The sequence below is a fragment of the Rhodococcus sp. T7 genome (assembly GCF_009872365.1).
Classification (GTDB): Bacteria; Actinomycetota; Actinomycetes; order Mycobacteriales; family Mycobacteriaceae; genus Rhodococcus_F.
In genome coordinates this window covers 111918-130850 of record NZ_WXYH01000322.1, presented here as the reverse complement: position 1 = coordinate 130850, position 18933 = coordinate 111918, and the positions used below count along the sequence as shown (strand labels likewise).

Annotated in this window: 20 protein-coding genes; 6 read left to right on the top strand and 14 right to left on the bottom strand. The window is 68.5% G+C overall.

Features of this window, described 5'->3' with window-relative positions:
- Nucleotides 1–20 precede the first annotated feature (20 nt).
- A complete protein-coding gene (locus MLGJGCBP_RS25820) occupies nucleotides 21–587 on the bottom strand; it encodes an alpha/beta fold hydrolase (RefSeq protein WP_095860754.1) in 567 nt (188 codons plus the stop codon).
- A gap of 65 nt (nucleotides 588–652) precedes the next feature.
- Here MLGJGCBP_RS25820 and MLGJGCBP_RS25815 point away from each other — a divergent pair, with 65 nt between their 5' ends.
- Complete coding sequence (locus MLGJGCBP_RS25815; RefSeq protein WP_160098925.1) at nucleotides 653–817, top strand: hypothetical protein; 165 nt, start codon at nucleotides 653–655, stop codon at nucleotides 815–817.
- Here the strand turns inward: MLGJGCBP_RS25815 and MLGJGCBP_RS25810 are convergent.
- The 3 genes from MLGJGCBP_RS25810 to MLGJGCBP_RS25800 all read right to left on the bottom strand — a co-directional run bounded on the left by MLGJGCBP_RS25810 (nucleotide 814) and on the right by MLGJGCBP_RS25800 (nucleotide 4940).
- A complete protein-coding gene (locus tag MLGJGCBP_RS25810) occupies nucleotides 814–2352 on the bottom strand; it encodes a cobyric acid synthase (RefSeq protein ID WP_160098923.1) in 1539 nt (512 codons plus the stop codon). The two genes, MLGJGCBP_RS25815 and MLGJGCBP_RS25810, sit on opposite strands and share 4 nt — an antisense overlap.
- Entirely contained in the window at nucleotides 2349–3206 is an 858-nt protein-coding gene (map, locus tag MLGJGCBP_RS25805) for a type I methionyl aminopeptidase (protein ID WP_087555700.1), read from the bottom strand. The genes MLGJGCBP_RS25810 and map overlap by 4 nt, the downstream gene beginning before the upstream one ends.
- A 117-nt stretch (nucleotides 3207–3323) precedes the next feature.
- The gene (locus MLGJGCBP_RS25800) at nucleotides 3324–4940 is read right to left on the bottom strand and encodes an AMP-binding protein (protein WP_160098921.1); all 1617 of its coding nucleotides are present in this window, start codon (nucleotides 4938–4940) and stop codon (nucleotides 3324–3326) included.
- Nucleotides 4941–5056: 116 nt separating this feature from the next.
- Between MLGJGCBP_RS25800 and MLGJGCBP_RS25795 the strand changes: the two genes are divergently transcribed.
- The gene (locus tag MLGJGCBP_RS25795) at nucleotides 5057–5923 is read left to right on the top strand and encodes a helix-turn-helix transcriptional regulator (protein WP_160098919.1); all 867 of its coding nucleotides are present in this window, start codon (nucleotides 5057–5059) and stop codon (nucleotides 5921–5923) included.
- A 53-nt stretch (nucleotides 5924–5976) separates the two neighbouring features.
- Nucleotides 5977–7398 (top strand): APC family permease, encoded by a 1422-nt coding sequence (locus MLGJGCBP_RS25790; RefSeq protein WP_160098917.1) that lies wholly within the window; start codon nucleotides 5977–5979, stop codon nucleotides 7396–7398.
- Nucleotides 7399–7413: 15 nt separating this feature from the next.
- On the opposite strand, the gene MLGJGCBP_RS25785 is transcribed toward MLGJGCBP_RS25790, so the two are convergent.
- From MLGJGCBP_RS25785 to dxr, 8 genes are all read right to left on the bottom strand, one after another.
- Nucleotides 7414–7842 carry an AraC family transcriptional regulator gene (locus MLGJGCBP_RS25785; protein WP_160098915.1) on the bottom strand — a complete coding sequence of 143 codons (429 nt, stop codon included), beginning with the start codon at nucleotides 7840–7842 and terminating at the stop codon, nucleotides 7414–7416.
- Nucleotides 7839–8321, bottom strand: coding sequence for a GyrI-like domain-containing protein (locus tag MLGJGCBP_RS25780; RefSeq protein ID WP_160098913.1), 483 nt, complete (start codon nucleotides 8319–8321; stop codon nucleotides 7839–7841). Before MLGJGCBP_RS25780 ends, MLGJGCBP_RS25785 begins: the two co-directional genes overlap by 4 nt.
- A gap of 1 nt (nucleotide 8322) precedes the next feature.
- Nucleotides 8323–8628, bottom strand: a complete 306-nt coding sequence (locus tag MLGJGCBP_RS25775) for a hypothetical protein (protein WP_160098911.1) — start codon at nucleotides 8626–8628, stop codon at nucleotides 8323–8325.
- A gap of 157 nt (nucleotides 8629–8785) precedes the next feature.
- Nucleotides 8786–10600: a penicillin-binding transpeptidase domain-containing protein gene (locus MLGJGCBP_RS25770; protein ID WP_201453196.1), complete on the bottom strand. Its 1815-nt coding sequence runs from the start codon at nucleotides 10598–10600 to the stop codon at nucleotides 8786–8788.
- 54 nt (nucleotides 10601–10654) lie between these two features.
- Nucleotides 10655–11491 (bottom strand): GNAT family N-acetyltransferase, encoded by an 837-nt coding sequence (locus tag MLGJGCBP_RS25765; protein WP_087556520.1) that lies wholly within the window; start codon nucleotides 11489–11491, stop codon nucleotides 10655–10657.
- 94 nt (nucleotides 11492–11585) lie between these two features.
- Nucleotides 11586–12743 carry a flavodoxin-dependent (E)-4-hydroxy-3-methylbut-2-enyl-diphosphate synthase gene (gene ispG / locus MLGJGCBP_RS25760; protein ID WP_072937829.1) on the bottom strand — a complete coding sequence of 386 codons (1158 nt, stop codon included), beginning with the start codon at nucleotides 12741–12743 and terminating at the stop codon, nucleotides 11586–11588.
- Between the two features lie 41 nt (nucleotides 12744–12784).
- Nucleotides 12785–14005, bottom strand: a complete 1221-nt coding sequence (locus tag MLGJGCBP_RS25755; protein ID WP_087556521.1) for a M50 family metallopeptidase — start codon at nucleotides 14003–14005, stop codon at nucleotides 12785–12787.
- A gap of 7 nt (nucleotides 14006–14012) precedes the next feature.
- Complete coding sequence (gene dxr / locus MLGJGCBP_RS25750) at nucleotides 14013–15170, bottom strand: 1-deoxy-D-xylulose-5-phosphate reductoisomerase (RefSeq protein WP_160098909.1); 1158 nt, start codon at nucleotides 15168–15170, stop codon at nucleotides 14013–14015.
- A gap of 120 nt (nucleotides 15171–15290) precedes the next feature.
- On the opposite strand from dxr, the gene MLGJGCBP_RS25745 reads away from it, so the two are divergent.
- Entirely contained in the window at nucleotides 15291–15560 is a 270-nt protein-coding gene (locus tag MLGJGCBP_RS25745) for a DUF2631 domain-containing protein (RefSeq protein WP_072937825.1), read from the top strand.
- Between the two features lie 80 nt (nucleotides 15561–15640).
- Here MLGJGCBP_RS25745 and rlmN read toward each other — a convergent pair whose 3' ends face one another.
- Complete coding sequence (rlmN, locus tag MLGJGCBP_RS25740) at nucleotides 15641–16750, bottom strand: 23S rRNA (adenine(2503)-C(2))-methyltransferase RlmN (RefSeq protein ID WP_087556523.1); 1110 nt, start codon at nucleotides 16748–16750, stop codon at nucleotides 15641–15643.
- 114 nt (nucleotides 16751–16864) lie between these two features.
- Between rlmN and MLGJGCBP_RS25735 the strand changes: the two genes are divergently transcribed.
- A complete protein-coding gene (locus tag MLGJGCBP_RS25735) occupies nucleotides 16865–17278 on the top strand; it encodes a LapA family protein (protein WP_160098907.1) in 414 nt (137 codons plus the stop codon).
- 83 nt (nucleotides 17279–17361) lie between these two features.
- Nucleotides 17362–18213: an HpcH/HpaI aldolase/citrate lyase family protein gene (locus MLGJGCBP_RS25730; protein WP_179220155.1), complete on the top strand. Its 852-nt coding sequence runs from the start codon at nucleotides 17362–17364 to the stop codon at nucleotides 18211–18213.
- A 9-nt stretch (nucleotides 18214–18222) separates the two neighbouring features.
- Here MLGJGCBP_RS25730 and MLGJGCBP_RS25725 read toward each other — a convergent pair whose 3' ends face one another.
- The gene (locus MLGJGCBP_RS25725; RefSeq protein WP_160098905.1) at nucleotides 18223–18924 is read right to left on the bottom strand and encodes a class I SAM-dependent methyltransferase; all 702 of its coding nucleotides are present in this window, start codon (nucleotides 18922–18924) and stop codon (nucleotides 18223–18225) included.
- Between the last annotated feature and the right edge of the window lie 9 nt (nucleotides 18925–18933).

The window sequence follows — 18933 nt, the reverse complement described above, 5'->3', positions numbered from 1 at the left end:
CGGCGTGGGGCCGCACCGGTCTACCAGGGGCTGGTGCGGAGCACGATCTCGGTCGCGAGCTCCGCCGCCGCGGCCGCCGGGACGTTGCTGACACCGTCGAGTTGGACGACGCGGAAGTCGGAGTAGACGAAGCGTCCGCTGGCGTCCGCCTCGGCACGCCGATCGGGGTCCCCGACCATCACAGTCGTGGGGAGTTCGACCGCCGGACAGTCGGATCCGCGCACCGCGCCCGCCGCGTCGGGCGCCGCCGGATGCCCCCGGTCGGCGACGACGAGACTCGCGAAGCGCCCGAACTGGCGCGCCGCCAGCGACCAGGCCAGTTCGGCCCCTTCCCGGCTGCCGACGAGGTTGACCCACCCGACCTTCAGCTCGTCGAGCAGGCCCATGACCGCTGCTTCGTCGAGACCGGTGATGTCCTCGGGCACGATCGTGCGCAGGTCCGAATTGTGCAGGCGCTCGCAGACACCGTCATAGACATCCGGCCCGTCGCCGGCCCCCGGTAGCAGGAGAACGGTGTGTTTGCTCTCCGGTCCGTCGATCCGGACCGTGCAGTTTCCATTTCCCACCGCCACGTGCGTCAGTTCCATGGGCTAAAAACTACGCGATCGGGGACCCCTCGCGCTCGAACCGCCCTGGTTCGCTGGTTCGCCACATGCCAGGAGTTCCCGACCTCGGGCACGGTCGAGGTCTGCGGGCAGGCGCCGCACGAGAATGCCCGGGTGCTCGCGCTGCATCACCGGTGGTGGTCGGCCTGTTCACACTCAGCGTCGGCACGCTCCTCACCGCGTGGCCGGTCGTCCGCCGCGCGACGGCCTAGCGCAGCAGGGACGACGCGATGGCCGGCAGCCCGGTCGGGGCGCCCGCGCCGAGCAGCGCCTCGAGGGCGTGCAGATCGAGGTTCTGCTCCACCAGGTCCGCCAGCAGATCGAGTTGAGCGGTCCGGATCGCGGCGACGTCCGTGTCCGGGGCGGTGACGAAACCGGTTCTCCCCGCATGCTCGGCCACGTCGTCCAGCAGAAGCCGGCGGAAGCGGTCGGTCTCGAGCAGACCGTGCCAGTGCGTGCCGTACACGGCGCCGCGGATACTGCCCTCCGCGGCGCCGCTGCTCGCGTGGAGCAGCGGCGGATCACCGTTGCGGCGCACCCGCCCGTGATGGATCTCGTACCCGGACACCGGAACTCCGTGGGCGTCGCCGCGGACCTGGGCGAGCACCTTGTCCGGGGCGAACTCCACCTCGAGGTCGAGCAGTCCCAGGCCGGGCACCGCACCGCGGCCGGATTCGACGTCGTCGACGATGCCGGACCCGAGCATCTGGTAGCCGCCGCAGACACCGAGAACCGGGCCGCCGCGTTTCGCATGCACGGTGATCGCGTCCGCGATGCCGGTGCGGCGCAACCACTCCAGATCCGACACGGTCGACTTGCTGCCGGGCAGCACGATCAGGTCGGCGTCCTCGAGCCGCGACGGATCGCTGACCCAGCGCACCGACACCCCCGGTTCGCACGCGAGCGCCTCGACGTCCGTCGAATTGGAGATGCGGGGCAGTCGGATCGCCGCCACGCGCAGCCAGTCGTCGCCGACCGGTGGTGCCGGACGCCCGACCGGCGCGTCCCCCACCACACCAAGCGAATCCTCCGCGTCGAGCCACAGGTCCTCGGCGAAGGGAATCACCCCGAACGTCGGGCGACCCGTCATCGCCGTCAACTGCTCCAGACCCGGCGCGAGCAACGACACGTCGCCGCGGAACTTGTTGATCACGAAACCCGCGATCAGCGCCTGATCCTCCGGTGCGAGGACCGCTACCGTGCCGAACAGGTGAGCCAGCACCCCACCGCGGTCGATGTCGCCGACGACGAGCACCGGGAGGTCCGCCGCGCGGGCGAGGCCCATGTTCGCGAGGTCCGTGGCCCGCAGGTTGATCTCGGCGGGAGACCCCGCTCCCTCGCACAGCACGACGTCGTAGTCGGCGCGCAGCGATTCCAGTTCCTCGGCCACCACCGCGCGCAGGTGCTGCCGGTGCTCGATGTAGTCGCGGGCCCCGACCGTCGTGACGGCACGCCCGCGCACCACCAGTTGCGACGTGCGGTCGCTGCCCGGTTTCAGCAGCACCGGGTTGAAGCGGACGCTCGGCTCGAGTCCGCAGGCCGCGGCCTGCAGGGCCTGCGCCCGGCCGATCTCGCCGCCGTCCAGCGTGACAACGGAGTTGTTCGACATGTTCTGCGCCTTGAACGGCGCCACCCGGACACCCCGCCGCGCCAGCATCCGGCACAGTCCGGCCACGAGCACACTCTTGCCCGCGTCGGACGTGGTGCCGGCGACGAGCAGGGCGCCCCTCCACCGACTCTCGCTCAAGGCAGGGTGAGGATCTCGTTGCCGGTCTCGGTGACCACGATGGTGTGCTCGAACTGGGCCGTCCACTTGCGGTCCTTGGTGACCACGGTCCAGTCGTCGTCCCACATGTCCCAGCCGATGTCACCGAGGTTGATCATCGGTTCGATCGTGAACACCATGCCGGGTTCGATGACCGTGTCCACGGAAGGCTCGTCGTAGTGGAGGATGACGAGGCCGTTGTGGAACGTGGTGCCGATGCCGTGCCCGGTGAAGTCGCGGACCACGCCGTATCCGAAGCGGTGCGCGTACGACTCGATGACGCGGCCGACGACGTTGAGTGCCCGGCCCGGCTTGACGGCCTTGATGGCGCGCATCGTCGCCTCGTGGGTCCGCTCCACCAGCAACCGGTTCTCCTCGGCGACGTCGCCGGCGAGGAACGTGGCGTTGGTGTCTCCGTGCACGCCGCCGATGTAGGCGGTGACGTCGATGTTGACGATGTCACCGTCCTGGATCACCGTCGAATCCGGGATACCGTGGCAGATCACCTCGTTCAGCGAGGTGCAGCACGACTTGGGGAATCCCTTGTAGCCGAGCGTCGACGGGTAGGCGCCGTGATCGATCATGTACTCGTGGGCGATGCGGTCGAGTTCGTCGGTGGTGACGCCCGGCGCCACCGCCTTACCGGCCTCCTGCAGGGCCTGCGCGGCGATCTTGCTCGCCACCCGCATGGCCTCGATGGTCTCCGGGGTCTGGACCCACGGCTCGTTGCCTTCCTTCGCCGTGGGCTTCCACGCGTACTCGGGACGCTCGATCCCCGCCGGTACGGCGAGGACGGGAGACACGATTCCGGGGCTCAGTGCTGTGCGGACAGACATGGGTACCAGGTTAGACCCGCACCTGGCCGGGGCGCCCCGGGACCCGCCGCGCTGACGCACCCGTGCGCCTTTCTGGTAGCGGGAGCAACCGGAAAGGCGCACGAGCGGCGGAGCCGCCTACTTCTGGCGGAGCAGGTACCGCTGGACCTTGCCGCTGGGGGTCTTCGGCAGGCTCGGGACGAAGTGCACGGCGCGCGGGTAGGCGTGCGCGGCGAACTTCTTCTTCACCAGGGTCTGCAGTTCGACCTCGAGTTCGCCGGACCCGTCGACGCCGTCGCGCAGGACGACGAACGCCTCGAGGACCTCACCGCGCAGTTCGTCGGGCATCCCGACGACCGCCGCCTCGACGACGTGGTCGTGCATGACGAGCACGCTCTCGACGTCGAAGGGCCCGATCCGGTAGCCGGCCATGATGATCACGTCGTCGTCGCGGGCGGAGAAGAAGTAGAAGCCGTCCTCGTCGGTCTGGCCGGCGTCGCCGGTGAGGTACCAGCGACCGTCGGCGGTGAACCGCTGCGCAGTCTTCTCCGGAGCGTCGACGTAGCCGGTGAACCACATCAGCGGGCTGTGGGTATCGATGGCGACCCGCCCCGGGGTGCGCGGCGGGGCGACGGCGTCGGAATCGTCCGCGAGGACGGCGCACGCCCACCCCGGCAGCGGCTTGCCCATGGACCCCTCGCGCACCTCGTCCTGCAGCCCGTCGGCCCAGGCGTTGGCGATGAACATGCCGTGTTCGGTCTGGCCGTAATGGTCGCGGACGAACACGTTCAGGTTGGCCTCGGCCCACGAGATCACGTCGGGGGTGAGGGGTTCACCCGCCGACGACGCGCGCCGCAGCGACACCGTCTCGGGGATCGGCGTGGGGTCGGCGCGCAGGCTGCGGTAGACGGTCGGCGCGGCGGCGAAGTTGGTGACGCCGAACCGCTCCATCACCTGCCACGTGAGGGGTGCGGAGAATCCGGCGTGCAGCAGAATGCTGCGGGTGCCCGCGGCGAGCGGCCCGAGCAGCGCGTAATAGAGGCCGTACGCCCACCCGGGGTCGGCGGCGTTCCAGAACACGTCGTCCTTGCGGACGTCGAGGCCGAACTCCTGGTAGGCGTGGAACGACGCGAGTGCGCGCAGGGGCACCGGCACGCCCTTCGGGGTTCCGGTCGTGCCGCTGGTGAACAACTGCACGAGGGGTCCCGCTCCCCCGACCGTGACGGCCGCACCCTTCGCGTCCGTGGCGTCGTGCGAGTCCACGAGCGTCGCGAAGTCGAGCGCGCCGGAGCCGCCACCCACGACGACGACCTGCCACGACGCATCCGCGGGAATGTCCTCCCCGGGGGCCAGCTTCTCGACCTGATTGGCGTCGGAGACGACGACCTTCGCGCCGCTGGCACCGAGCCGGAACGCGATCGCCGGCGGCGCGAACGCGGTGAACAGGGGGACGTGGACGGCGCCCCGGCGCCAGATCCCGAGCAGCGCGACCACCAGTTCCGCCGACTTGCCCATCAGCGTCGCGACGTGATCCCCCGGCTCCACCCCGAGGTCCGCGAGTGCTGCGGCGAACCGAGACGACTGCTCGCGCAGGTAGCCGTAGGTGAGGTCCGTCGACGACAGGTCGGATTCGACGACGGTGAACGCAACGTCGTCGGCGGGGTGTCGATCACACAGCAGTTCCGCGGCGGACGCCGTCGGCGTGTCGTACTGGTCCAGCAGTTCACGCACGCGTGCGGCGGGATCGGTGGTCATGCGGTACTCCTCGTGTTCTCATGGCCAGGTAAAGAGGTCGGGCCGTCGCCCGAACCCACTACGGTTATGATCTAGCTCACAGACCGCTGTGACTACCCCCGGAAAGGGGTGACGACTTGGTTGCTCGAGCACCGTCGCTGCTGCGCCCTCGGGACGGGGACGCACTGCGCGGTGAGCTGCGCGCCATCGCAGCTCACGGCGTTGCGCCGGTCCTGTTCGGCGGCGAGGTCCAGGACGACACCCTCCACCTCAGCGAGTTCGTCGGCACCCGCACCAACAACCTCAAGGGGCTCGCCATCCCGGCGCGTTCCGGACTGGGCGGTCGCGTGGTCGTCCAGCGCTCACCCGCGTCGGTCAACGACTACGGCAGAGCCTCGACCATCACGCACCACTACGACCGGCCCGTCCTCAGCGAGGGACTCCGGTCCATCCTGGCGGTGCCCGTCATGGTGCAGGGCAGTTCGCGCGCGGTGCTGTACGCCGCCATCCGCGATTGCGCGCCGATCGGCGACCGCACCGCGGACATCGTCGTCGCGGCGTCGCGGCGCCTCGGTACCGAAATCGCCATCCGGGACGAGGTCGACCGCCGCCTCGAGATGATGAAGACACTCGAGGGCAACGGTGCAGGCGGCGCCAACACCGAGGAACTCCGGGACATCCACGCGGAACTGCGGAGTGTCGCGCAGACCGTCACCGACACCTCGCTGCAGGCCCGCCTCCGCGGGCTGTCGCAGCGACTGGCCGGGATCCTGCGCCCGGACGCCGGTGGCGACGACGAGGACCCCGGCGTCCACCTCACGCCGCGCGAGATCGACGTCCTGTCCCACGTCGCCCTTGGTTGCACCAACGGTGAAGCGGCACAGCGACTCTCGGTCGGGCCCGAGACGGTGAAGAGTTATCTGCGCAGCGCCATGAGCAAACTCGACGCACGATCGCGGCACGAGGCGGTGGTCACCGCGCGCAGGCTCGGGCTGCTCCCCTAGCGAACGCGTCTCCTCGAACGAGGGACGCAGGCGGTAGCGAAAGGCGGTGGATCATGGGATCGACAACGGACGCCACGAATTCGAACGCACCTGGTTCGAATTCACCCGAACAGCCGAGCCTCAAACGGGTCATGGGCCCGGGGCTGCTCCTGTTGTTCATCGTCGGCGACATCCTCGGCACCGGCATCTACGCGCTCACCGGCAAGGTGGCCAATCAGGTCGGGGGCGCGGTGTGGCTGCCGTTCCTGGTGGCGTTCCTCGTCGCGATCATCACGGCGTTCAGCTACCTGGAGTTGGTCACGAAGTACCCGAAGGCCGCAGGCGCCGCGCTCTACACGCACAAGGCGTTCGGTGTGCATTTCCTCACGTACATGGTGGCGTTCGCCGTGATGTGCTCGGGAATCACGTCCGCCTCGACGGCGTCGCGGGCGTTCGCGGCCAACTTCGTCGAGGCGTTCCATCTCGACTTCTCCACCGGAATCGGCATCACCCTGCTCGGTATCGGCTTCATGACGCTGGTGGGTCTCGTCAACTTCCGCGGCGTCAGCGAGAGCGTCAAGACCAACGTCGTACTCACCTGCGTCGAACTGTCCGGACTCCTGATCATCATCATGATCGGGCTGTGGGCCCTCGGCGTCGGCGACGGCGACTTCTCACGGGTCACCACGTTCGACACCGGCGACCGATCGGCACTCGGCGCGGTCGTCGCCGGGACCGCCCTCGCCTTCTTCGCGATGGTCGGGTTCGAGGACTCGGTCAACATGGCGGAAGAATGCAAGGAACCGAGCCGCATCTTCCCGAAGGTCCTGCTGACCGGTCTCATCATCACCGGCTGCATCTACGTGTTCGTGTCGATCACCGCGATCGCGCTGGTGCCGGTGAGCGAACTCGGCGAGGGCGACACTCCGCTGCTGAAGGTCGTTCAGGCCGGCGCGCCCGCCTTCCCGATCGGAATCTTCGCGTTCATCACCATGTTCGCCGTCGCCAACACGGCGCTGATCAACATGCTGATGGCGAGCCGGTTGCTGTACGGCATGAGCCGGGAGGGCGTCCTGCCGCCCCCGCTCGGCCGCGTGCACTCCACCAGGCGCACCCCGTACGTCGCGATCGTCTTCACGACACTGCTCGCGTTCGGCCTCATCACGTTCGTCGGTGAGGTCCCCGAACTGGGCGGCACGACGGCGCTGCTGCTGCTGGGCGTGTTCACCATCGTCAACATCACCGTGCTCGTCCTGCGCAGGCAACCGGTGGAGCACAAGCATTTCCGGGTACCGACCATCCTGCCGATCATCGGCGCCCTCACGTGCGGCTTCCTCGTCACTCCCTTCGCCGACCGCCCCGCCGTGCAGTATCAGATCGCGGGCATCCTCCTCGGAATCGGTGTCGTGCTGTGGGCCGGGACCGTCGTCGTGAACAAGCGGCTCGGCAAGGGCGGGCCCGAGATCGACCCCGAGAAACTCGCCGAGCACGAGTGACCCGCCCGTCCGCCCTCAGTACAGCGAGAGGAACAGTTCGACCGACCCGTCCGGATGATGCACCTCCAGATCCTCGGTGAAAGCGCGTTCGATCCTGCCGCGCGCCGCCGCGTAGTCGGCGACGCACCACGTCTCGGCCAGCGCGTCCGGTTCCGATTCGTCCTCGCACCGGAATCGGGCGAAGTAGCCGGACCGTACGCCGACCAGGACGTCGCCGGGCTCCATCTTGTCGGTCGAATCGCACGGGTATCCGACGACGACCGTGAACGTGCGCGGCGGCGGGGATGCCGCGTACACGACGAAGATCTCGGAGATCCCCCGATCCCTGATCCGCTCCACCGTGAAGTCGACGAGTTCCCGGCCCGGCCCGGGACGTCCGGGTCTTCCTTCGGGAATGGTCAGGCCCACAAACGATTCGGCCTGCCTCTTGACGATCTCGATCATCGCATCTCACCTGTTGCCGTCGACGGTCCGGCGGACTCGTCCACGCGGATCGGGATGTACAGGTCGACGGCGTAGGCGTGCGGATACGCCTCGAGGTCGCCGGTGTACGTCCGCTCGATGTCGCCGTGCGCCTCCGCCTCGCTGACCTGCGCCCACAACCGCAGCATCACGTCCGGGAACATGCCCCGCGAGGTGAACTTCGCGTACGTGCCGGGCGGGATCCGTGAAATGACGTGCCCCCGCGTGGCGTCGTCCACCGTCGCGCATTCGTACCCGACGATCTGGGTGTAATACGACTCGACGTCGGGCGCGAAGTCGATGTAGGTGGACGCGAGCGGCCCACCGACCTCGTGGTGGAGCACCCTCGTCCAGGCGCGGTCGAGACGAGGGTCGCTCAGCTTTCCCAGTGCCCGCTTGGGGCTGCGCACGGGCAGCCCGGCCACCAGGGTTTCGCCGCGCTCGATGATCTCGAAGGCCATGTCAGATCGCGTCCTGGAGCACGTGTGCGTCGCGAACGCCGACGCAGGGCACCCCTCGAGCCCGCGCCAGCTGCATCGCCATCGCATCGGATGGTGAACAGAGTCCGTCCAGAACGTCCTCGGTCGCGATCGCGCAGACGACGTCGCCCTCACATTCGGTGATCGATTCGATTCCGCGGTCGGAAGCCCACTGCCGCAACGCAACCCACCGCGTCAGCTCGGTGCCGGCGCCGGGACGCCCGACGAACAGCACCCGCCGGGTGCGGCTCGCTGTCTCCACGCAATTCACTTCTGCACTGATGGTCATGGTCCGACTTCCTGTCCACGTTGGCTTTTCGATCCCGGCTGTGCGGGTTCTTCCGTCTGCAACCAACTATGGACGGCGCCGACGGTGACGTCTGTCCGCCGATCAGCCCTCGAACAGGATGAATTCCGCGTCCCCCGATCGGTGGACAGCGGCGGGGTCAGTACCCCTCGGGCAGGGCCGCGAACATGTCGCGGGTGACGGCGACGGCGTTGTCGGAACTGCCGCCGCGCACCACCAGCGTCGCGAACGCCAGATCGCCACGGTATCCGACGAACCAGGCGTGCGAGCCGCCCTCGACCTCGGCCTCACCGGTCTTGCCGTACACCTCGCCCTGATCTTCGATCCGCTCGGCGGTACCGCTCGTCACCACGAGGCGCATCATGCCGCGCAGCCCGTCGACCATCTCCGGGCTGATCGGCGGATGCTCCCCGTCGATCTTGGTTTCCCGCCCCGCGATCAACCGCGGCACGGGGGTCGTACCGTGTGCGATGGTCGCCGCGGCCAACGCCATCCCGAACGGACTGACCACCACCTTGCCCTGCCCGAACCCGTCCTCTGTTCGCTGCACCAGGTCTTCGGCCGGCGGCACCGAACCCGAGTCGGTGGGCAGGCCGACCACTTCGTAGTCGGGCCCGATTCCGTACTGCGACGCCGCGACCGTCAGCGCGTCGGGCCGCATCTCGCTGGCGAGTTTCGCGAACGACGTGTTGCACGAACGAGCGAACGCCGTCGCCATGGGCACGGTGCCGAGCGCGAATTCGTTGTAGTTGGGGACGCTGCGTTCACCGATCTCGATGCGCCCGGGGCACGGCACCATCGTGTCGGGTGTCGCGATGCCCGAGGAGATCGCGGCGCCCGCGGTGATGATCTTGAACGTCGAACCGGGCGGATACAGGCCGGTCAGCGCAACCGGTCCGTCCTTGTCCGCCGCCTTGTTCTGCGCGACGGCCAGCACGTCGCCGGTCGACGGCTGGATGACGACCATCATGGTCTGGTCGGTGCGGGCATTGACGGCGTTCTGCGCGGCGATCTGGATGGGACGGTCCAGGCTGATCGAGAACGACGGGGAGGTCTGCGGCGCCGTCTCGGTGAGCACGTCCGTGTCCACCCCGTTCTGGTTGACCGTCACCACGCTCCAGCCCGCCTTGCCGTCGACCTCGTCGATCACGGTCTTCTTCACCTGACCGACCAGATCCGGTGCGAAGTTCCGGTCGGTGGCCACGAGGTCCGCCTCGTCGGACACGCTCACTCCGGGAATGGCGCCGAGCACACCGGCGACCTGTTCGTAGTCGTCCGACCGCAATCGGGTGACGAGGTAGTCGCCCTTGACCGCCGTCGCCGATTCGGCGATCGACTGCGCGGTGAGCGTGTTGTCGAACGTGACGAGCGCCGACGCGAGCGACTGGGCGCTGCCGATCACGTTGCCCGACTGCGCCGCATCGAACTTCACCCGGTACACCACGCCGGGGACGAGGACGTCCGAACCGGAGTGCTCGTTGACCCGAGCCCGAGGGGCGGCGGTGGACCGCAGCGACATCGTCTGCCGGTCCCCCAGCCGGGGATGGACGTTGGTGGAACTCCACCGCACGGCCCAGTCGCCGCCGCGCCGCCCCATCTGCAGTTCACCCGAATACGTCCAGACCCGGTTCTTCGGCAGGTGCCATTCGTAGGTGTACCCGACAGTCGCCGTGTCCCCGCTGACGTCGACGTCCGTCGTCCGGGCGTCGAGCGATTCGGCCTGGAGCGACGTCCACGCGGACTGGAGGGCGGGGCGGGCGGCGTCCGGGCGATCCGACAGGTCGGCGGCCTGCTCCGAATCCTGTTCGGCGAACGCCGTCAGAAACGCCTGCGCGGCCGGTTCCGGACCGTCCGGTCTCGGTGTGCACGCGACGAGACCCACCGTCAGCACAGCGGCGCCGCAGAGGGCGATCGACTGGACGACGCGGGAGCGAGAGTGTGGCCGCAGGTTCATCGCCGCCCATGCTATGTCGACGGACGCTGCCGACACGGTAGGCGAGCCAGCGCGTCAGTCCAGGAGAATTGTGGCGAACGTCGCGACCTGCCTGAAGCCGATGCGTGCGTACGCGCTGCGGGCCGCCGTGTTGAAACTGTTGACGTAGAGACTGGCGATGCGGCCCTCCGCGATGACGGCCTCCGCGACCGTCGCGGTGCCTGCCGCACCGAACCCGTGTCCGCGGTACATCGGGTGCACCCAGACTCCCTGGATCTGCCCGACCCGCGCGGACACCGAACCGACCTCGGCCTTGAACACCACCTGATCGTCCTCGAATCTCGCCCACGCGCGGCCGGCGGCGATGAGATTGGCGACGCGGCGCCGGTACCCTCGACCGCCGTCGTTGGCGCGGGGGTCGATGCCGACCTCCTCGATGAACATCGCGACCGCGGCAGGCAGATACTGCTCGAGTTCGTGCATCCGCACCTGCCGGACCAACGGATCCGGGCGGCACTGCGGGGTACTCGCCAGCGCCAGCAGCGGCTGATCGGCCCGGACCTCGCGGGCAGGCCCCCAATCCAGCTCGAGCATCTCCCACAACGGCAACGTCAACTCGGCCCGCCCGACCAGCGACGAGCACATGCGCGGCGTGCGACAGGCGCGGTCGGCGAACGCCCGCATGTCGTCGATGCTGCCGCGCAGCGGCACGAAATTCGCACCGGAGAAGCACAACGATTCGAGCGGCCCGCCCCGACTCCACAACTCTCCGTGGATCATCCGGGGATCGATACCGCCCTCTTCTACGCGAGCGGCAACCATGCAGGCGGCGACAGGATCGGCGTCGAGAACGCGGAGCACGTGTGCTGCGTCCCGACTGCTCAACTGTTTGGCACCGAGGAGCTTGAGCATCTACCCAACCTTGTCAGCTAGTGGACCTGCCCACCAGATTGCCACGAACTCGCCGGAAACGGGAGACGTTTCATTGCCCGCTGCGGGCGCCGGGTCAGCTGACCGTCACCACGGGAGATCCGGACGTCGCATCGCCCTCCATCTCCTCGGCGATTCGCATCGCTTCCTCGATCAACGTTTCGACGATCTGCGCTTCCGGCACCGTCTTGATGACCTTGCCCTTGACGAAGATCTGGCCTTTGCCGTTGCCGGACGCGACACCCAGATCGGCCTCGCGGGCCTCACCGGGACCGTTGACGACACAACCCATGACCGCCACGCGCAGCGGGATCTCCATGCCCTCGAGTCCGGCGGTCACCTCGTCGGCCAACGTGTACACGTCGACCTGGGCGCGCCCGCACGACGGGCAGGACACGATCTCGAGCTTCCGGGGCCGCAGGTTCAGCGACTGCAGGATCTGCGTGCCGACCTTGATCTCCTCGGCGGGCGGGGCGGACAGCGACACCCGGATGGTGTCGCCGATGCCGTCGGCCAGCAGTGCGCCGAACGCCACCGCCGATTTGATCGTGCCCTGGAACGCGGGACCGGCCTCGGTCACCCCCAGGTGCAGCGGGTAGTCGCACTGCGCCGCGAGCTGCCGGTAGGCCTCGACCATGATCACCGGGTCGTTGTGCTTCACCGAGATCTTGATGTCGCCGAACCCGTGTTCCTCGAACAGTCCCGCCTCCCACAGCGCGGACTCGACGAGCGCCTCCGGCGTGGCCTTGCCGTACTTCTGCATCAGCCGCGGGTCGAGGGATCCGGCGTTGACGCCGATGCGGATCGGGATGCCTGCGTCGCCTGCCGCCTTCGCGACCTCCTTGACGCGTCCGTCGAACTCCTTGATGTTGCCGGGGTTCACGCGGACGGCCGCGCAGCCCGCTTCGATGGCCGCGAAGATGTACCGCGGCTGGAAGTGGATATCGGCGATGACCGGGATCTGGCTCTTCTTCGCGATCGTCGCGAGCGCGTCGGCGTCCTCCTGCCGCGGGCAGGCGACGCGCACGATGTCGCAACCGGACGCCGTGAGCTCGGCGATCTGCTGCAGCGTGGCGTTGACGTCGTGGGTCTTGGTGGTGCACATCGACTGCACGGATACCGGGAAGTCGCTGCCGACGCCGACAGATCCGACCTGGAGTTGGCGAGTCTTGCGGCGAGGTGCGAGAACGGCGGCCGGGCCTTCGGGCATACCCAATCCGACAGGGCTGGTCACGTGGGTGCCTTCTTTCGTAGCTTCAAGTCCGAGTTTAACGATCACTGGAAGAGCTTGATCGGGTTGACGATGTCTGCGGTCAGCGTGAGGAGCATGTATGCGCCGCCTATGACGATCACCACATAGGTGACGGGCAGAAGCTTCATGTAGTCGACGGGTCCGCCGCGCGGAAGTCCACGCCTGCTGCGGAACCAGTCCCGGACCCGCTCGTAGATCGTGACCGCCATGTGTCCGCCGTCGAGCGGCAGCAGCGGCAGGAGGTTGAACATTCCGAGGAAGAAGTTCAGGCTCGCGAGCAGCAGCACGAACGCTTCCCAGATGCCCTGTTCGGCGATCTGACCGCCGATGACGCTGGCGCCGTACACGGAGATCGGGGTCTCCGGGTCCCGTTCGCCGCCGGTCACGGCGTGCCACAGGTCGACCGCCTTGCTCGGCATCTGCACCATCCGCTCGGCGGTCATCGCGAACATGTCGCCGGTGAACTCGAACGACGCGGGAACCGCGGAGAGGGCCGAGTGCTCGACGACGCTCGGGGTCGCGCCGATGCCGATCGCACCGACCGTCGCCTCGTGCGGTTCGGTCTCGCCCTTCTCCTGCACCCAGCGCTGCACCTGCTGGACCGGGACGACGATCGTCAGTTCCTCGCCGTCCCGCTCGATCGTGAAGTCGACGGGACCGGACAGCGAACGGGTCGCGGCGGCCACGTCGGCGAATGTGGGTGTGTCCTTGCCGTCGACCGCGGTGATGACGTCGCCGGTCCTGACACCCGCCTGCTCGGCGGGGCCCGGGCCGCTGCACTCGGACAGGGCGTAGTCGGGGCCGGGACCCTGAGTCGGCGCCGCGCACCCGACCGACCCGACGACCGCGTCGGTGGACCGGTTCAGATCGGGCAGCCCCCAGCCGACGGCGAGGACGTAGACCAGCACGAGGCCGAGGACGAAGTTCATGCCGATGCCGCCGGACATCACCGCGAGGCGCTTCCAGGTCGGCTTCTTGTACATGGCCCGGTCTTCTTCGTCCGGTTCGAGTTCGTCCAGCGCCGTCATTCCGGCGATGTCGCAGAACCCGCCGAGCGGGAGCGCCTTGAGCCCGTACTCGGTCTCACCGCGGCGGAAGGAGAAGATCTTGGGTCCGAAGCCGATGAAGTACCGGCGGACCTTCATGCCGGTGGCCTGCGCCACCCACATGTGCCCCGCTTCGTGAAGTGCGATCGACAACGCGATCCCGAGGGCGAAGAGAACAACGCCCACTGCGAACACCATGCAGTTCTTAGCCTTCCTGCTTCACGAGCTGACGTGCTCGCTCACGTGCCCAGCCGTCGGCGGCCAGTACGTCTTCCACGGTAGCCGGTGGCGCCGACCACTCGTCCGCCTCGGACAGCACGGAGGCGACGGTGCGGACGATGCGCGGGAACCGGATGATCCCGTCCAAGAATGCCTGAGCCGCGACCTCGTTCGCAGCGTTGTACACGGCGGTGAGGCATCCCCCACCCTTGCCTGCCTCGCGGGCGAGGTCGACGGCAGGGAAAACCTGCGAGTCGAGTGGCTCGAACTCCCAGGTGGACGCGGTGCTGAAGTCGCAGGCCGCGGCGGCGCCCGCGACCCGGTGCGGCCAGCCGAGGGCCAGCGCGATCGGGAGCTTCATGTCGGGTGGGCTGGCCTGCGCGAGCGTCGAGCCGTCGGTGAACGTGACCATCGAGTGCACGATGGACTGCGGGTGGACGGTGACGTCGATCCGGTTGTAGTCGACACCGAACAGGAGGTGGGTCTCGATCAGTTCGAGCCCCTTGTTGACGAGGGTCGCCGAGTTCAGCGTGTTCATCGGCCCCATCGACCACGTGGGGTGGGCGCCGGCCTGCTCGGGTGTCACCGATTCCAGCCGCTCGGCCGTCCAGCCGCGGAACGGCCCGCCCGAGGCGGTGAGGACCAGGCGGTCCACCTCGCCCGCGCTGCCGCCACGCAGGCACTGGGCCAGCGCGGAGTGCTCGGAGTCGACCGGCACGATCTGCCCCGGCGCCGCGGCCGCCGTCACGAGGGGTCCGCCTGCGACGAGCGACTCCTTGTTGGCCAGCGCGAGCCGCGCACCGGACTCGAGCGCGGCCAGGGTCGGCTCCAGGCCCAGCGAACCGACCAGTGCATTGAGCACGACATCCGCTTCCGTGGTCCGCACGAGTTCGGTGACGGCGTCCGGTCCGCTCAGCACCCCGGGCCGATCCAGCGCGGCGGCCGCGCGCGGATCCGCGACTGCGACGGACGACACACCCGTCTCGCGAATCTGCCGGGCCAACAATTCGACGTTTCCGCCGCCGGCGGCGAGCCCCACCACCGTGAACTTGTCCGGGTTGGCGGCCACCACCTCCAACGCCTGGGTGCCGATCGAACCTGTGCTGCCGAGCAGCAGGACGCGGGTGGGCCTGTTTTCATCCACCCACCCATTGTTCCTGATGAAATGCGGACCGCCCGCCACGGATGGGCCCACTACATACGACGGGCGGTCGTATGTCACGATATGTCGAGTAGCGCAACCGAATCTGCAGGAGGATCGATCGTGGCCGGTACCCAGTTGGAGCCCTCGTCCAGTGACCCCATCGTGGCCGCACACATCGACACCGCGGAGGTCCCGTCGGCAGCATGGGGCTGGAGCGGTGAGGCGCCGAAGACGTTCCGGTTCTTCGGATGGTTCTTCGCCGTGTTCCTGCTGCTCATGATCATCGGAAACCACAGGGGTTTCGTCGAGGACCTGTGGCTGATCGGCTGCGCAGCCGTGATGTTCTTCATCCTCATTCGTGACATCGTCCTGCGGCGCAAGCCCCGGTAGCACCGGACCACGAACGAAACCCCTCGTCCCGATCACTCGGGGACGAGGGGTTTCGTCGTATCGGCCTGCGCGGCGGACGCTCAGTTCTCGGCGGCGAGCTGCCCGCAGGCGGCGGCGATCTCCTGGCCGCGGGTGTCGCGCACCGTGCAGGACACCCCCTGAGCCAGCACGCGCCGGACGAATTCCTTCTCCACCGGCTTCGGGCTCGCATCCCACTCACTGCCCGGTGTGGGGTTCAGCGGGATCAGATTCACGTGTACCAGCGGTCCGAGCGCCTTGCGCAGTTTCTTGCCCAGCAGGTCGGCGCGCCACGGCTGATCGTTCACGTCCCGGATCAGCGCGTACTCGATGGAGACCCGGCGGCCGGACTTGTCCGCGTAGTAGCGGGCGGCGTCGAGGACCTCCGCCACCGACCAGCGGTTGTTGACGGGGACCAGGGTGTCGCGCAGTTCGTCGTCCGGGGTGTGCAGGGACACGGCGAGCGTCACGCTGAGGTCCTCGTCCGCGAGCTTGCGGATGGCGGGCGCCAGCCCCACCGTCGACACCGTCACGGAGCGTTGCGACAACCCGAGACCGTCGGGGGCGGGCGAGGTGATGCGGCGGACGGCGGCGACCACGCGCTTGTAGTTGGCGAGCGGCTCCCCCATGCCCATGAACACGACGTTCGACAACCGGCCGGGGCCGCCGTGGACGTCGCCGTCGCGCAGCGCGGCCGCGGCGGCACGCACCTGGTCGACGATTTCGGCGGTCGACAGGTTGCGTTGCAGCCCGCCCTGCCCGGTCGCGCAGAACGGGCACGCCATTCCGCACCCCGCCTGACTGGAGATACACAGCGTCGCACGGTCCGGGTAGCGCATGAGGACGCTCTCGAGCAACGTCCCGTCATTCGCCTTCCAGAGCGTCTTGCGGGTGTCGCCGCCGTCGCACGCCAGGTGCTTGACGGCGGTGAGCAGCGTCGGGAACAGCGCCGCACCCACCTGCTCGCGCACGGCGGCGGGAAGGTCGGTCATCTTCTCCGGATCCGCCTCGAGCCGCGCGTAGTACTGACGGGCCAGCTGGTCGGCCCGGAACCCGGGCAGACCCAGCTCCTTGACGGCCTCCCGCCGCTCGGTGGAGTCGAGGTCCGCGAGATGCTTGGGGGGCATCCCACGCCGGGGCGCGGTGAAAACGAGGGGAAGCGAGACAGCCATAGTTTCTCCATTGTCCCATTGATTCGGGGGTCGTTGTCGTGCGGATGCCTGATCGACGTTGTTTCGCCGCCCGATGCGCATGCGGAACCCGCCCAGGTGGGTGAAGATCAACTCATGTCGACAACACCGGACGACCCTTCGAACTTCCCACCGGACGTCCCGGCCGGTCGTGGTCCCGGTACCGGAGCGGCACCCACGGACCCGACACAGCCCGACACGTCACCGGCAGGCACCGAGCATCCCGACGTCGCCCGCCGCAAGGGCATCAAGCACACGCGGGTGGGTGCCACCTGGACCGGTCTGGTGATCGGAATCGTCGTTCTGGTACTGCTTCTCGTGTTCATTCTGCAGAACCTCGACAGCGTGACCCTCGAACTGTTCGCCTGGGATTTCACGCTCCCGCTGGGCGTCACTCTGCTGTTCGCGGCGATCGCGGGCGCGGTGATCATGGCCCTCGCGGGCGGTGTCCGCATCATCCAGATCCGGCGGGCCGCGAACCGGCAGCGGCGTCTGAACAGTAATTTCTAACTGAACAATAGTTACGCAAGTGGATTGCGACGACCCCCTGCGAGCAGAATTACTGTCGTGGATATCACCGGAACGGCACAACTGTGAAGGCCGACATGGAGACGACTGTGGCACCGCGCATCGCGGCTGAACAAGCACGATCCTGGCTGCTGGTTCCCGCCGGCAAACCCGAGGGGTTCGAGGCGGCCCACACCAGCGCCGCCGATGCGGTGATCCTCGACCTCGAGGACGCCGTCACTCCCGATCGCAAACCCCGGGCCCGGGCCGACGTGGTCGCCTGGCTCGGCGAGAACCGCCGCGCATGGGTGCGGATCAACGACGCCACCACCCCCTACTGGGCGGACGACCTGGCAGCCCTGCACGGCGTGCCCGGACTCGAGGGCGTCATGCTCGCCAAGACCGAGAGCGGGATGCAGGTCGACGCCACCGCCGAGCGACTCCCCGAGGGCACGAAGGTGCTCGCCCTCGTCGAATCTGCGATGGGACTCGAGGCCGCACCCGAGATCGCCCGGACCGAGGCCACCTTCCGCCTGGCGTTCGGCAGCGGCGACTTCCGTCGCGACACCGGCATGGACGACTCACCGCTGGCGATGGCGTATCCGCGCTCCCGGCTGACGGTCGCCAGCCGGGCCGCCCGGATCGCACCGCCGATCGACGGCCCCACCCTCGGCACCGACGTCGACGCCCTGGTCCGCGCGTCGGCGCTCACCCTGTCGATGGGCATGACCGGGAAACTGTGCATGACCATCGCGCAGACCGCGCCGGTCAACGACGCGCTGAGCCCGTCCCCTGCCGAGGCCGAATGGGCGCGGGACGTGATCGCGGACCTCGGCGAGGACGGTTCCCGGGTGCGGGACGGCAGCGACCTCCCCAAGCTGGCGAAGGCCAAGAAGATCAACGCGCTCGCGAAGCTCTTCCACATCGCATCGCGCTAACGACACCGGTCAGAGCAATTCCAGCCCGGCGGGCTTTCGGCGAACGTGCACGCGGTAGCGCACGTCGAGAGCCACGCCGGGCGTCTGCGCGAATGCGGTGGACGCCGTCTTCTTCGTGAACTCGATGCCGAGGACTGCGCGCAGCGCTTCCCGGTTCGGGAAGCGCCATCGGGTCTCGACTCGGGCCAGGTCGAACCCCTGCGCCGCGAAGAAGGCCTCCACAGCCGCGGGGTGGTACTGCGGCAGGTCGATGCGCATCCACTCCCCGTAGGGGTGCGCCGTCGCGTCGAGATCGACCACGACCAGTGCGCCGCCCGGGCGCAGCACCCGCATCGCCTCGCGGATTCCGCGGCCACAGCCCGGGCCGAAGAAATACGCGGTCCGCGCGTGCACGATGTCGACGGTCGCGTCGCCCAGGGGGATGCCCTCCGCCGAGCCGGCGAGCACGCGGACGTTCGGCAGGTGTCCCACGCGGGCGCGGGCCCGTTCCAGAAGTGGCGGATGCGGTTCGATGCCGTAGACCGTGGCCGCGGACTCGGCGAAGACCGGGAGATGGAAACCGGTGCCGCAGCCCACGTCGGCGACGATGCCGCCCGTCCAGTCCACGGCCCCGCGCAGATGCCGGAAGATCGCCCCGTCCACGTCCTGGGCACGATTCTCCACCTCGTACCACTCCGGCCAGTGCCAGATGTTCGGGCTGGGAATGGTCACGACAGCGGG